Raw genomic sequence first — 13,175 nt, 5'->3', positions numbered from 1 at the left:
TGCTCATCAGAAGGCTAAAAGGGAAGTCTCATTTCTGAGGCTTGAGCAGCATCAAATAAACGCCGGATGAAATCGAAGTCGTTCCAGGTTTGGTTGGTATAAAACCGGTGTTCCTTATTTCCGATCTCATCTATGTAATAGATGACGTACTCCGCATATTTCTCATCGGCGTTGAAGCTGTAACGCAATGAAAGAGAAAACTCCTTCTCCTTGAGTTTTACAAACGAGTTGTTGTCGTCGTAACTCCAGGAAAATTCACCCCGCTCGGTTCTCGCGGTGAGTGCTTTGATGAAATCGAAAAATCTAGGCGGTAGCATATTGGCGCCCTCTGGCTGGGTTAACCTTTTCTAGGTTTTCTTTGATGTTCACGCTGAGGCAGGGCGATATTGCAACGCCTCTGCCAGATGTTCGCGGGTGATTCCGTCGACCTGCTCGAGATCCGCCAAGGTACGAGCGACCTTGAGCAGTCGGTGAGCGGCTCGCAGCGATAACGTCAGTCGTTCGCAGGCGGATTCGAGCCAGCTTTCATCGGCTGTGGATAACGTGCAGTGTCGACGCAGTCCTGGCAGATCAAGGAAGGCGTTGGCGCAGCCTTGGCGTTTGTGTTGCCGCTCCCTTGCGTCGGCAACCAGTGCAGCTGCGGTGGTTGTGTCGTCGCCGGGTTTGGGCAAAGGATTCAACGCTGTGGCTTCCCGGGCGACGGTCAGGTGCAGGTCGATGCGATCCAGCAGCGGCCCGGAGAGTTTGTTGCGGTAGCGCTGGACCATGTCCGGTGTACAACTGCATTTGCCGCTGGGTTCGCCAAGATATCCACAGGGGCACGGGTTCATCGCGGCGACCAGTTGGAAGCGTGCCGGGAAACGCACGCGGTCCTTGGCGCGGGATATCACGATGTGGCCGGACTCCATCGGCTCTCGCAAAACTTCCAGGACCTTTCGATCAAACTCCGGTAGTTCATCAAGGAATAGCACGCCGTGGTGGGCGAGGGTGATTTCTCCAGGTTGCGGTTTTGACCCACCGCCCACCAATGCCGGACCGGATGCAGAGTGGTGGGGCTGGCGAAACGGTCGTTGTGGCCAATGGCTCAGCGGCACGCAACTGGAGACCGATTGAATCGCCGCTACTTCCAGCGCCTCATTCTCGGCCAGCGGTGGCAAGAGCCCGGGCAAGCGACTCGCCAGCAGGGTTTTCCCCGTCCCGGGCGGTCCGCTGAACAACAAGTTATGCGCGCCTGCCGCCGCAATCAGCAGCGCACGCTTGGCTGACATTTGGCCCTGTACCTCATTCAAATCGGGATAAGGCATGCTGGCGTACAGCAAACCATTGGATACGTAGGGCTCGATCGGAGTGTGTCCGTTGAAGTGCGCGACCGCCTGAAGCAAATGATCCACTGCAATCACCTTCAACCCTGACGCCAGGCACGCCTCCTCGGCATTCTCTCGCGGCACCACCAGTATCCGACCGGCCTTGCGTGCTGCCAGCGCTGCGGGGAGCACACCGCGGACGGCCCGAACCGCGCCGGATAACGCCAATTCACCAAGGCATTCCACGTCATCCAGGGTCAACGTCGGCACCTGCACGCTGGCGGACAATATCCCCAGGGCAATCGCCAGATCGAACCGCCCGCCGTCCTTCGGCAAATCCGCAGGCGCGAGATTCAACGTGATGCGCCGCGCCGGAAATTGCAGCCCCGAATTGATGATCGCGCTGCGTACCCGGTCCTTGCTTTCTTTCACCGCAGCCTCCGGCAAACCGACCATGGTCAGGGAGGGAAGACCGTTGGCCAGATGGACTTCTACGGTAACGGCGGGCGCATCTACACCAATCTGGGCGCGGCTATGGACGATGGAGAGGGACATGGTCGTTCCTTGAGCTTCACGGGAACCGCTTCCTGCGGTTAGTGAAGGGTAGCCGGGTCGTGCGGCGGCGCAGGTGCCAAACTTTCGCAGGATGTTGCGAGTGTCTTTCGAGTGGGAGAAAGCTTAAGGGAGTGGGGATTGCCGACGTAATCAGTCGCGGGATGAGGTTGTTGTAGGACGTTGCCTAGAGTGATGAAGGATGTCGGCGAAAGCTGAATCGGAGGCGAAAAAAAACCGCCTTGAGTAGACGGTTTTTTATTTGCAGGCTTCGGTGAGGCCGAGGCCTGCGTATCCTCAACAGATACACCCACGACGGGAAGCCTATTCAAATTTGATCGTCCAGGCAAGCGTGGACTCTGCCCGGCGCAGCGAGGCTCAGGCTCTCACACCGGCAAGCAGGCCCGGAGGCTCAAGTTCTTTGCCGCGAGCTGCGCCAACTTCAAGAAAGCGCCGTTGATTCGCAGACACGTTACCGGCTAAACGGCGCGCCTCAGCATGAAATCCAGCGATGAGTACCAGTTTGGCTTTTCGTTTGCCGGGTTTCATAGCGACCTCTTTTGGATCTGAAGATTGTTTTTCAGGTCGGTCAGCTTAAGAGGTGAGTGCGGTAGTGATGCAATGAGAAATGGTGCATCTTTTTGTAGGAAACGTCTGTTTTTTGAAGGTGTCTTGAAAGCCCTGGGTAGTCCTTTTCCTAAAATTTTGAAGGGATACCAAAGAGTCACCCTGGTGCATTTGCGCAAGTGAGTTCAGGCTATACACTCAAGCTTAATGCATAACGTTAAGCTTTAAATTATGATCGTTAGCTTTAAGTGTTCTGAGACCGAGTACCTGTTTCGCAACGGTAAGACCCGTATGTGGTCAGCCCTTCTGAATGTCGTGGAACGAAAGCTGACGATGCTTGATGCTGCTGCCGTTCTGATGGACCTTCGATCACCGCCGGGCAATCGCTTGGAGGCGTTGGAGGGGAGTCGAAAAGGTCAGTACAGCATCCGAATCAACGCTCAATGGCGAATTTGCTTTGTATGGGGTCCTAGCGGACCAGAGAATGTCGAAATCGTCGATTATCACTGAGGTGAGTAATGACTAAAAACGGTATGCGCCCGGTCCACCCCGGCGAGATCCTCAAAGAGGAATACCTTGAGCCACTGAGCCTTACAGCGGCGGCTTTGGCCAGAGCATTGAGCGTTTCGACACCGACGGTGAATGACATCGTGCTTCAGCGTCGAGGCGTCAGTGCTGATATGGCTCTCAGATTATCTATCTGCCTGGACACGACTCCCGAGTTTTGGCTGAACCTGCAATCGACTTACGATTTGCGTAAAGCCGAAATTGAACGAGGGGCTGCGATTCGGGATCAGGTTGAGCGTCTTGCGCACTGCGCCTGATTCTTTGCTCTAGAACGAACCCCACGCCGCAAGCGTGGGGTTTTTTGTGTCGTTCAGAATGCCTGGAGCATTCGGGAAGCGCGCTTCCACCACGGCGCATTCACCGCACGCCGTGGCTGCTCACCCTCCACCAGCATATGCGGCACATCCTGTAACCGAATCCACGGCTGGTTATTCCAGTGCAGCAAGCTCAACGACATCTCTGGCCAGTTCAGCAGGCTCAATATCGGGCGTTCGGTTGAGGTCGGTTGCAGGGCGTCTCTGAGGGCTGGCACCACGTCGTGGGTCAGCCATTCGCGCAGGCCTCGGTATTCGGGGCAGTAGTGGTAGACCAACAGGGCGTAGACGCCGGATTCGCTGATCAACAGGGTGTTTTCGACGCTGCCGTGGATGAGCATCTGCGCAGTTTGATGTTGGTCCGGGTCGAGTTTGCGGACGGCGCGTTCGTCGAGGAACAGGCGCAGGAGTCGGCCCAGGTCACGGGCGCTGAACCAGGGTTGGTTCTCGAGGAGGAGGGCGTGGAGGTAGAGTTTGTGGCGGGTGAAGATATGTGGAGTTAGATAGTTTTCGTCCATGGTGTTGTAGTACCCAAATTCGCTTGATAGATGGCTGCCACTTATCGTCGCCAAACAATAAGGGTGGCAGCTGCGTGCGGGTTGGCGAACCGGCCAAGCGAATACCGGCAGACCCGAAGGTCTCCCACACACAGCCGCCATATAACGAATCGAGGGACATACCCGATATCGAGAAAGGTAGCGTGCATAGCTTGGTTCCAGGTCGCCAAACCTAGTGCTGAACATTCAGCATCGGGTGAGCTTAGGAGCCGGGGCTTTGCAGCGCTATCGGACGGCGGTGGTGATCTTTGTAGGACGTTGCCGAGATGTTTGCAGGGCTGGGGATCAAAAGATCGCAGCCTTCGGCAGCTCCCACAGAGGGTGGTCTTTACAGTGTGGGAGGGCTGGTTGACCGAGGCGACTCATTCGCGGGCAAGCCTTGCTCCTACAGGGGAACGCATTGTCAGCGGCGTTACTCGGTCGGCGGATTGAGCTTTGCTTCCAGCTCCGCGACCTTCGCCTCAAGGCTTTCCAGCCGTGCCCGAGTGCGTGCGAGCACGACCATCTGGCTATCAAACTCTTCCCGGCTCACCAGATCCAGCTTGCTGAAGCCGCTTTGCAGCAACGCCTTGAACTGGCTTTCGATTTCGCTTTTCGGCAGCGGGGTTTCGCCGCTGAAGAGGCGGGAGGCGGTGCCGCTCAGGGCGTCGAGGAAGTCTTTGGGCGCGAGCATGGGAAAAGTCCTGGAAACAATGGCGGGCAGTGTATCACGCAGTGTCTATAGTCAAATCCGCAGGCACGGATGCACGCTTTTCGCGCAGGCGGACGGACGGCAGCGCACTGTTGTTGTGCGTAATGTCATCGGCAGATGTGGGAAGTGGCTTGCAGCAGCGGCCAAAGGATTGAATTCAGTGGATTTTGGCGAGATGGCAAGCTTTCTGCTTAGTCGCTAGTGACCCATGCACTGATGCAGTCGCTGTGACGAATGCAGTGCGCCACGCGGAACGGGGAAGTTTCGCACGGAGTGGTTAGCTGGCGTCGGACGGGCAGGTTAGGCCGACGATGCGTTACAAAGCCAGGCACTGCGCTTAGACTTGAGACGGGTTTGTTTTCCTGGGGCAAGTCCACCAATTCGGGAGAGAGTTTTCATGAAGCTAGTCACTGCCATCATCAAGCCGTTCAAACTGGACGATGTACGCGAGTCGTTGTCCGAGATCGGCGTGCAGGGCATTACCGTTACTGAGGTCAAAGGCTTCGGTCGGCAGAAGGGTCACACCGAGCTGTATCGCGGCGCGGAGTACGTGGTCGATTTTCTGCCCAAGGTGAAGATTGATGTCGCCATTGACGACAAGGATCTTGACCGGGTTATCGAGGCGATAACCAAGGCAGCCAACACCGGCAAGATCGGTGACGGCAAGATCTTCGTGGTCAATCTGGAACAGGCGATTCGCATCCGTACCGGCGAAACCGATACCGACGCAATCTAAGCCGCCACAAACCCAACGCCCCAGGAGAAAACAATATGACTCTGCGTAAATTCGCAGGGCTAGGAGCCCTGTTGTCCCTCGTAATGCCCAGCCTGGCTATGGCGGCAGACGAAGTGGCGGCCCCAGTCCTCAATTCCGGCGATACCGCCTGGATGCTGACCTCGACAGCCCTCGTGCTGTTCATGACCATTCCCGGCCTCGCGCTGTTCTACGGCGGCATGGTTCGCTCCAAAAACATTCTTTCCGTGATGATGCAGTGCTTCGCCATTACCGGTCTGATCAGCATCCTGTGGGTCATTTATGGCTACAGCATTGCGTTCGACACCACGGGCATGGAACAGGGCGTCATCAACTTCAACTCGTTCTTCGGCGGCATGGGCAAGGCGTTCCTCGCCGGCATCACGCCAGCCAGCCTGACCGGTCCGGCCGCGCTGTTTCCTGAAGCGGTGTTCGTGACCTTCCAGATGACCTTCGCCATCATCACCCCGGCGCTGATCGTCGGTGCCTTCGCCGAACGCATGAAGTTCTCCGCGATGCTGGTGTTCATGGGCATCTGGTTCACCCTGGTTTACGCACCGATTGCGCACATGGTCTGGTCCGGTAACGGCGGCCTGTTGTGGGACTGGGGCGTGCTGGACTTCGCGGGCGGCACCGTGGTGCACATCAACGCCGGTGTGGCCGGTCTGATCTGCTGCCTGGTACTGGGCAAGCGCAAAGGCTTCCCGACCACCCCGATGGCACCGCATAACCTCGGTTACACCCTGATGGGCGCGGCCATGCTGTGGGTCGGCTGGTTCGGCTTCAACGCCGGTTCCGCCGCTGCGGCCAACGGCACTGCCGGTATGGCGATGCTGGTCACCCAGATTGCAACCGCCGCCGCTGCACTGGGCTGGATGTTCGCCGAGTGGATCACTCACGGCAAACCAAGTGCACTGGGTATCGCGTCTGGTGTGGTCGCCGGTCTGGTGGCAATCACCCCGGCTGCTGGCACCGTGGGCCCGATGGGCGCGCTGGTCATCGGCCTGGCGGCTGGCGTGGTGTGCTTCTTCTGCGCCACCACCCTCAAACGCAAACTCGGCTATGACGATTCCCTGGATGCCTTCGGCGTGCACGGTATCGGCGGTATCCTCGGCGCGATCCTGACCGGTGTGTTCGCAGCACCGTCCCTGGGTGGCTTCGGCACCGTCACCGACATCGCCGCACAAGTCTGGATTCAAACCAAAGGCGTGGGCTTCACGGTGATCTACACCGCGATCGTCACCTTCATCATTCTCAAGGTCCTGGACGCCGTCATGGGTCTGCGTGTGACCGAGGAAGAAGAAGCGGTTGGCCTCGATCTGGCACAACACAACGAACGCGGCTACAACTTGTAAGACGCGCAGAAAAAAACTTGCCCGGCTCGCCGGGCATTTTTTTGTCCGTGTTTTGTCATTTAAGCGGTAGCTGAAAGGTTTTTTCCTACGGCTTATGTCGTGTTTACGGCGAGCGTTTTTCTGAGGCGAAAAACTTACAGCAATGCAGGAATATTAGGGCCTTTGTTTTTTCCCAGAGCGCGCTAGAATGCGCCCCGAACGTGCGGAGAACTGTATGTGGCAACAGACTCTGATTACCCTGCGGGCAAGGCCCCGGGGCTTTCATCTGGTAACGGACGAGTTACTCGCCGGTCTGCCTGAACTCAAGGCGTGCCGGGTCGGTCTGTTGCATTTGTGGCTGCAGCATACCTCGGCGTCGTTGACCATCAACGAGAACGCCGATCCGGCGGTACGTCGCGACTTCGAACGATTTTTCAATCGTCTGATCCCACAAGGAACAGATGACTATGAGCATAACGACGAAGGCCTGGACGACCTCCCGGCGCACTTCAAGGCCAGCGTGCTTGGCTGTCAGCTCAGTTTGCCGATTTCGGCAGGCCGACTGGCGTTGGGGACCTGGCAAGGCGTTTATCTGGGCGAGCACCGTGATTTTGGCGGTGCCCGTAAAGTCCTCGCCACCGTGCACGGTGAAGGGGCATAAGTCGCTGGTTGCCAGCGGCTGTTGATTTTTTTCCGGCGGCCTTCGACAGATGGCGAAGCTGGGCTATAACTAATCTGCTTTTCGCAAGTCATGAGGTAGAACATGAGCGACGATGATCTGGAAAACGACGACCTCGAAGTAGGCGACGAAGACGAGGCCGAAGAAGGCCTGGAAGCAGCAGCGGAAGACGTTGCTGACGACGACGGCGGTGAAACGCCGGTTCCGACCGCCAAAGGCAAGGCCAAGGCTGCTGTGTCAGTCGATGAGCTGCCAAGCGTCGAAGCCAAAAACAAGGAACGCGACGCCCTGGCCAAGGCCATGGAAGAGTTCCTGGCCAAAGGTGGCAAGGTGCAGGAAGTGGAGGCCAATGTGGTCGCCGATCCGCCCAAGAAGCCTGACAACAAGTACGGCAGCCGGCCTATCTAAGCGCCTGTTACTGGCTTGCTGAAAAAGCCCGCCGTCGCTGCGGGCTTTTTCATGGGCGTAATAAAAGTCGCCTGCACAACACAACCCCTGTGGGAGCGGGCTTGCTCGCGAATGCGGTGTGTCAGTCGACTTAAATGCTGACTGGCACGGCCTCTTCGCGAGCAAGCCCGCTCCCACAGGGTGTTACACACCCACAGGGTTTTGGGTCAGGCCGAGGCTGCGTTCCAACGGGCTAAAAGCGCCGGCAGATCGGTCAGGCTACGAATCTCCGCATCCGGCAAACGATCCGCTTCCCAGGCCTTGCCCGTCGGGTTGAACCAGATTGCGCGCAAGCCTGCCTGTTGGGCGCCAGCAATGTCATCGCCGGGATGATCGCCAATGTGCACCGCCGTCTCGGCCGTCGCACCGCCACGCTGCAAGGCCTCATGAAACAGCCGCGCATCGGGCTTGGCGATGCCGATGTCTTCGGCGCACAGCGCAAACTTGAAGTAATCCGCCAGGCCCAAACGCCGCACATCGGCGTTGCCATTGGTGACCACGCCGAGGGCGTAATGGTTGGCCAGGGTTTCCAGGGTCGGCTGCACTTCCGGGAAGATTTGCAATTGATGCCGGGCATGCAAAAACACTTCGAAGCTCTGATCCGCCAGGTCTGAAGCCTGGCCGTGGTCGTAACCCGCCTCTTCCAGCGCATGGAACAGCACCCGCCGGCGCAGGGCGCTGATGCGATGCTTGAGGCCCGGTTCGTTGTTCAGCACCCGCTCACGAATGGCCCACAAATGCTCCACCGGCACCGCGCCCAGGTTCGGTGCGTGCTCGGTCAGCCATTCACGCAAGGTCGCTTCGGCACTGACGATCACGGGGGCGGTGTCCCACAGGGTGTCGTCGAGGTCGAAGGTGATCAACTGGATTCTCATGACTCATCGCCTTTGATTCGTTTGGCCCGCGGATGGGCGCTGTCGTAGACCGTTGCCAGGTGCTGGAAGTCCAGGTGGGTGTAGATCTGGGTGGTCTTGATGTCCGAGTGGCCGAGCAGTTCCTGCACCGCGCGCAGGTCCTGGGAAGATTCGAGCAAGTGGCTGGCGAAGGAGTGCCGCAGCATGTGCGGGTGCAGGTTTTGCCCCAGCTCGCGTTCACCGGCGGCTTTGACCCGCACCTGAATCGCCCGTGGGCCAAGGCGCCGGCCTTGCTGACTGACAAATACCGCGTCGTCTGCCGGATTGGTCATGGCGCGCAACGGCAGCCACAGCTCCAGGGCTTCGCGGGCCTTTTTGCCGACCGGCAACAGACGGGTCTTGCTGCCCTTGCCGAGCACTTGGACCATGCCGTCAGCCAGGTCGAGTTGATCCATATTCAGCCCGGTCAGCTCTGAAAGCCGCAAGCCCGAGGAATAGAACAACTCCAGAATCGCCTGATCCCGACGCGCCAGAAAGTCATCCTCGACCGCGCCTTCCAGCAGTTGCAGGGCGCGGTCGGTGTCGAGGGTTTTCGGCAGGCGACGTTCACCCTTGGGCGGCGCGAGGCCGTTGGCCGGGTCGTGATCGCACAGGCCTTCGCGATTCAGGTAGTGATAGAGCCCGCGCACCGCCGACAGCAGACGCGCCAGACTGCGGGACGATTGACCTTGTGAATGCAGGCGCGCGATCAGGCTGCGCAGGCGCTGGATATCCAGCGCGGCCCAACTGCTGATGTTCTGTTTGACGCACCAGCCCAGCACTTTATCGAGGTCGCGGCGGTAGGCGTACAGCGTGTGCGGCGACACCTGCCGCTCACTGCGCAGGTGTTCGCAGTAAGCGTCCAGTTGCCGTTCCACGATCAGCGTACCGAGCGCAGGGAGTTATTGACCCGTGGCAGCACGCGGCCCATGACTTCGGCGATGTAGCTCAAGAACAGCGTACCCACCGAACTCTTGTAGTGCTGCGGGTCGCGACTGGCGATGGCCAAAACACCGTGGATGCCTTGATGACTGATGGCGACGACAGCCGTGGAGCCGATCTGCTTGCGTTGTTCTTCGCCGAACAGGAAGTCCAGTTCGTGCTCTCGCAGGCTGCCACTGACGCTTTTGTCTTCCGAAAGCAGGCCGCCGATCGCCGTTTGCGCTTCGGCGTGGGTAGCCCAGCGGCCCACCGGCATCGGGTTGTCGCCCAGCAGAATGAGGCTGACGAAAGGCACCTGGAAGTCCTGGCGCAAGCTGTCTTCGACGCTGATCACCACGTCTTCGAGGCTGGCGGCATCCATCAGCGCGAGAATCAGGCGACGGGTCTTGTCGAACAGGCGATCGTTATCGCGGGCGACGTCCATCAAGTGCGACAAGCGATGACGCAACTCGATGTTACGGTCGCGCAGGATGGTCATCTGGCGCTCCACCAGCGACACGGTATCGCCGCGCTGGTGGGGGATGCGCAAGGCCGGGAGCAGTTCTTCGTGCTCGACGAAGAAATCCGGATGAGCCTCCAGGTACGCGGCAATCGCCGCCGCCTCAAGGCTTTCGGAAGGGGATTCGTCGGGCTGTAGGGCGGGGACCTGGGGCTTATCTTTCATGGATTTGGCTCTCTCAAAGACGCACTTGTCCTTCATATACGCGCACTGCCGGGCCGGTCATCATGACCGGTTGGCCTGGGCCTGCCCATTCAATGGACAGGCGCCCGCCGGGCAGGTCGATCAATAGCGGCGAATCCATCCACCCCTGGCTGATCGCGGCCACTGCAGCAGCGCAGGCGCCGGTGCCGCAGGCCTGGGTTTCCCCGGCTCCACGTTCCCAGACGCGCAGCTGCGCACGGTTCCGGTCGATGACCTGGAGAAAACCGACATTGACCCGTGCCGGGAAGCGCGGGTGGTGTTCGATTTTCGGGCCCAGTTCATGCACCGGTGCGTTATTGATGTCGTTGACCCGCAGCACGGCATGGGGGTTGCCCATGGACACTGCCGCCAGTTCCACCGTGGTGCCGTCGACTTCGAGCTGATAGCTCAGGGCCTGGCCTTCGGCTTCGAACGGGATGTCGACCGGCACCAGGCGCGGCGCGCCCATGTCGACACTGATCTGGCCGTCGCTGCGGATATCCAGTTCGATGATGCCGCTTTTGGTCTCGACGCGAATCTGCCGCTTGGCGGTCAGGCGCTTGTCGAGCACGAAGCGGGCGAAGCAGCGCGCACCGTTGCCGCACTGCTCCACTTCGGAACCGTCGGAGTTGAAGATCCGGTAGCGGAAATCCACGTCCGGGTTGCTCGGCGCTTCGACGATCAGCAACTGGTCGAAACCGATGCCAGTGTGCCGATCGCCCCATTGCTTGGCGTGCTTGGGCAGGATGTGCGCGTGCTGGCTGACCAGGTCGAGGACCATGAAGTCATTGCCCAGGCCGTGCATCTTGGTAAAACGCAGCAGCATGGTTTTACTCCGGCAGCAGGCTTTCGCCAGCAAACAACTCGGCTACCGTCTCACGGCGACGCACTTCAAATGCCTGATCACCGTCCACCAACACTTCGGCGGTACGACCGCGGGTGTTGTAGTTGGAACTCATGACAAACCCATAGGCACCAGCCGAATGCACGGCCAGCAGGTCGCCTTCTTCCAGGGCCAGTTGACGCTCCTTGGCCAGGAAGTCACCGGTTTCGCAGATCGGCCCGACGATGTCGTAGGCGCGAGCTTCGGTATCACGCGGGCGCACGGCGGTGACGTCCATCCAGGCCTGGTACAGCGCCGGGCGGATCAGGTCGTTCATGGCCGCATCGACGATGGCGAAGTCTTTGTATTCGGTGTGCTTGAGGTACTCGACCTGGGTCAGCAGTACGCCGGCATTGGCAACGATGTAGCGGCCCGGCTCGAATACCAGCGTCAGGTCGCGACCGTCGCAGCGCTCGCGCACGGCTTTGATGTAGTCGGCCACCAGCGGCGGCTCTTCATCGCGATAACGTACGCCGACGCCGCCACCGAGGTCGATGTGACGCAGGTAAATGCCGCACTCGCCGAGACGATCGATCAAGCCCAGCAGGCGATCGAGCGCATCGAGGAACGGTGGCAGGCTGGTCAGTTGCGAACCGATGTGACAATCGACGCCCAATACTTCCAGGTTTGGCAGTTGCGCGGCGCGGATGTACACGTCTTCGGCGTCGGCGATGGCGATGCCGAACTTGTTCTCTTTAAGACCGGTGGAGATGTACGGGTGGGTGCCGGCATCGACGTCCGGGTTCACGCGCAACGAGATCGGGGCACGAACGCCCAGCTCGGCGGCGACCACTTGCAGGCGTTCCAGCTCATCGGTGGACTCGACGTTGAAGCAATGCACGCCGACTTCCAGGGCGCGACGCATGTCTTCACGGGTCTTGCCGACACCGGAGAACACGATCTTGTCGGCGCTGCCGCCAGCGGCCAGGACGCGTTCCAGTTCGCCACGGGAGACGATGTCGAAACCGGCGCCGAGACGGGCCAGGACATTCAGTACACCCAGGTTGGAGTTGGCCTTGACTGCAAAGCACACCAGGTGCGGCACGCCGGCCAGCGCATCGGCATACGCCAGGTACTGGGCTTCGATGTGGGCGCGGGAGTAGACGTAGGTCGGTGTACCAAAGCGTTCAGCGATGGCGGACAGGGCAACACCTTCCGCGAACAGCTCACCGTCACGGTAATTAAAAGCGTCCATGGCGTTCCCTTATTATTGGTAGACGTCGTGCTTGTGTGCTTTGGACGGCTGCTTTTGCGAGGACTGAGCCTGCTCGGCAGGATCCTGAGAGTCGTCAGGCAGATACAACGGGCCTTTTTGACCACAGGCCGACACAAGACAGGCAACCGCGACGAGCGCGGCAAGGGAAGAGATCAGGCGCTTCATGGCGAAATCCTTGAAAATGCGTTAATTGCGCCGGAGTATACCGGCCACCCGGCAGCTTGCCTATGTAACGCGGCACCCGTCCGGCGGGCCTTGTGACAATGCAGGTCAGCCAAGTGCAATCCCTGTGGGAGCGAGCTTGCTCGCGATGGCGTAGTGTCAGGCACCATTGATGTTGAATATGATGGCCTCTTCGCGAGCAAGCTCGCTCCCACAGTCGTTATCCTTTGCAATCACCGGGGCTCGCCCGTATCTTGCGGCGCTTGAGCGTGATCAGACACTTTTTGAGGTTCCTGCAATGAGTTTGACCGAAGCCCGTTTCCACGACCTGGTCGATGCCACCCAGCAATCGCTGGAAGATATTTTCGACGAGAGTGACCTGGATATCGATCTGGAGAGCTCGGCCGGTGTGCTCACCGTCAAGTTCGAAAATGGCAGCCAGTTGATCTTCAGCCGCCAGGAGCCGTTGCGTCAGCTGTGGCTGGCCGCTGTGTCCGGCGGGTTCCACTTCGACTATGACGAAGAGAGCGAGCGCTGGATGTGCGACAAGAGCGAAGAGCAGTTGGGTGAAATGCTTGAGCGCATCGTCAAGCAGCAAGCCGGCGCAGAATTCGATTTCGAAGGCCTGTGA

Annotated in this window: 18 protein-coding genes; 7 read left to right on the top strand and 11 right to left on the bottom strand. The window is 59.3% G+C overall.

Translation table 11 applies throughout. The annotated features are described in order from the left end of the window. Nucleotides 1-14: 14 nt before the first annotated feature. From LOY68_RS30905 to LOY68_RS30895, 3 genes are all read right to left on the bottom strand, one after another. The gene (locus tag LOY68_RS30905) at nucleotides 15-317 is read right to left on the bottom strand and encodes a hypothetical protein (protein ID WP_054048502.1); all 303 of its coding nucleotides are present in this window, start codon (nucleotides 315-317) and stop codon (nucleotides 15-17) included. 48 nt (nucleotides 318-365) lie between these two features. Further along, a complete protein-coding gene (locus tag LOY68_RS30900) occupies nucleotides 366-1,859 on the bottom strand; it encodes a YifB family Mg chelatase-like AAA ATPase (RefSeq protein ID WP_265041664.1) in 1,494 nt (497 codons plus the stop codon). A gap of 375 nt (nucleotides 1,860-2,234) precedes the next feature. Next, nucleotides 2,235-2,405: a hypothetical protein gene (locus tag LOY68_RS30895; protein ID WP_265041662.1), complete on the bottom strand. Its 171-nt coding sequence runs from the start codon at nucleotides 2,403-2,405 to the stop codon at nucleotides 2,235-2,237. A gap of 249 nt (nucleotides 2,406-2,654) precedes the next feature. Between LOY68_RS30895 and LOY68_RS30890 the strand changes: the two genes are divergently transcribed. Both LOY68_RS30890 and LOY68_RS30885 read left to right on the top strand, forming a co-directional pair. Continuing rightward, nucleotides 2,655-2,933: a type II toxin-antitoxin system RelE/ParE family toxin gene (locus tag LOY68_RS30890; protein WP_163910680.1), complete on the top strand. Its 279-nt coding sequence runs from the start codon at nucleotides 2,655-2,657 to the stop codon at nucleotides 2,931-2,933. A gap of 8 nt (nucleotides 2,934-2,941) precedes the next feature. After that, nucleotides 2,942-3,247 carry a HigA family addiction module antitoxin gene (locus LOY68_RS30885; RefSeq protein WP_054617025.1) on the top strand — a complete coding sequence of 102 codons (306 nt, stop codon included), beginning with the start codon at nucleotides 2,942-2,944 and terminating at the stop codon, nucleotides 3,245-3,247. A 53-nt stretch (nucleotides 3,248-3,300) separates the two neighbouring features. Here LOY68_RS30885 and LOY68_RS30880 read toward each other — a convergent pair whose 3' ends face one another. Both LOY68_RS30880 and LOY68_RS30875 read right to left on the bottom strand, forming a co-directional pair. Further along, a complete protein-coding gene (locus LOY68_RS30880; RefSeq protein ID WP_265041657.1) occupies nucleotides 3,301-3,822 on the bottom strand; it encodes a Bro-N domain-containing protein in 522 nt (173 codons plus the stop codon). 451 nt (nucleotides 3,823-4,273) lie between these two features. After that, nucleotides 4,274-4,534: an accessory factor UbiK family protein gene (locus tag LOY68_RS30875; protein ID WP_054048512.1), complete on the bottom strand. Its 261-nt coding sequence runs from the start codon at nucleotides 4,532-4,534 to the stop codon at nucleotides 4,274-4,276. A gap of 415 nt (nucleotides 4,535-4,949) precedes the next feature. Between LOY68_RS30875 and glnK the strand changes: the two genes are divergently transcribed. The 4 genes from glnK (at nucleotide 4,950) to sutA (ending at nucleotide 7,727) form a co-directional block, all read left to right on the top strand. Beyond that, complete coding sequence (gene glnK / locus LOY68_RS30870) at nucleotides 4,950-5,288, top strand: P-II family nitrogen regulator (RefSeq protein WP_002555808.1); 339 nt, start codon at nucleotides 4,950-4,952, stop codon at nucleotides 5,286-5,288. A 35-nt stretch (nucleotides 5,289-5,323) separates the two neighbouring features. Beyond that, nucleotides 5,324-6,661 carry an ammonium transporter gene (locus LOY68_RS30865; protein ID WP_054048514.1) on the top strand — a complete coding sequence of 446 codons (1,338 nt, stop codon included), beginning with the start codon at nucleotides 5,324-5,326 and terminating at the stop codon, nucleotides 6,659-6,661. Nucleotides 6,662-6,875: 214 nt separating this feature from the next. Then, nucleotides 6,876-7,301 (top strand): secondary thiamine-phosphate synthase enzyme YjbQ, encoded by a 426-nt coding sequence (locus tag LOY68_RS30860; protein WP_054048516.1) that lies wholly within the window; start codon nucleotides 6,876-6,878, stop codon nucleotides 7,299-7,301. 102 nt (nucleotides 7,302-7,403) lie between these two features. Continuing rightward, a complete protein-coding gene (sutA, locus tag LOY68_RS30855; protein ID WP_054617023.1) occupies nucleotides 7,404-7,727 on the top strand; it encodes a transcriptional regulator SutA in 324 nt (107 codons plus the stop codon). Nucleotides 7,728-7,933: 206 nt separating this feature from the next. Here the strand turns inward: sutA and LOY68_RS30850 are convergent, their stop codons facing one another. The 6 genes from LOY68_RS30850 to lptM are packed head-to-tail and all read right to left on the bottom strand — an operon-like array spanning nucleotide 7,934 to nucleotide 12,547. Further along, complete coding sequence (locus tag LOY68_RS30850) at nucleotides 7,934-8,641, bottom strand: HAD family hydrolase (protein WP_054617022.1); 708 nt, start codon at nucleotides 8,639-8,641, stop codon at nucleotides 7,934-7,936. Then, nucleotides 8,638-9,537 (bottom strand): tyrosine recombinase XerC, encoded by a 900-nt coding sequence (gene xerC / locus LOY68_RS30845; protein ID WP_265041653.1) that lies wholly within the window; start codon nucleotides 9,535-9,537, stop codon nucleotides 8,638-8,640. Before xerC ends, LOY68_RS30850 begins: the two co-directional genes overlap by 4 nt. A 2-nt stretch (nucleotides 9,538-9,539) precedes the next feature. Then, nucleotides 9,540-10,265, bottom strand: coding sequence for a DUF484 family protein (locus LOY68_RS30840; RefSeq protein ID WP_054048523.1), 726 nt, complete (start codon nucleotides 10,263-10,265; stop codon nucleotides 9,540-9,542). 13 nt (nucleotides 10,266-10,278) lie between these two features. Continuing rightward, the gene (gene dapF, locus LOY68_RS30835) at nucleotides 10,279-11,109 is read right to left on the bottom strand and encodes a diaminopimelate epimerase (protein ID WP_265041650.1); all 831 of its coding nucleotides are present in this window, start codon (nucleotides 11,107-11,109) and stop codon (nucleotides 10,279-10,281) included. A gap of 4 nt (nucleotides 11,110-11,113) precedes the next feature. Beyond that, nucleotides 11,114-12,361, bottom strand: coding sequence for a diaminopimelate decarboxylase (gene lysA, locus LOY68_RS30830; RefSeq protein WP_265041648.1), 1,248 nt, complete (start codon nucleotides 12,359-12,361; stop codon nucleotides 11,114-11,116). A gap of 12 nt (nucleotides 12,362-12,373) precedes the next feature. Continuing rightward, a complete protein-coding gene (gene lptM, locus LOY68_RS30825; RefSeq protein WP_010465096.1) occupies nucleotides 12,374-12,547 on the bottom strand; it encodes an LPS translocon maturation chaperone LptM in 174 nt (57 codons plus the stop codon). A gap of 295 nt (nucleotides 12,548-12,842) precedes the next feature. Here lptM and cyaY point away from each other — a divergent pair, with 295 nt between their 5' ends. Continuing rightward, nucleotides 12,843-13,175 carry an iron donor protein CyaY gene (gene cyaY, locus LOY68_RS30820; protein ID WP_017341439.1) on the top strand — a complete coding sequence of 111 codons (333 nt, stop codon included), beginning with the start codon at nucleotides 12,843-12,845 and terminating at the stop codon, nucleotides 13,173-13,175.

This window comes from Pseudomonas sp. B21-053, from assembly GCF_026016365.1.
Lineage (GTDB): Bacteria > Pseudomonadota > Gammaproteobacteria > Pseudomonadales > Pseudomonadaceae > Aquipseudomonas > Aquipseudomonas nunensis.
Note: the sequence above shows the minus strand (reverse complement) of the source record. Positions and strands in the feature narration are given on the sequence as shown.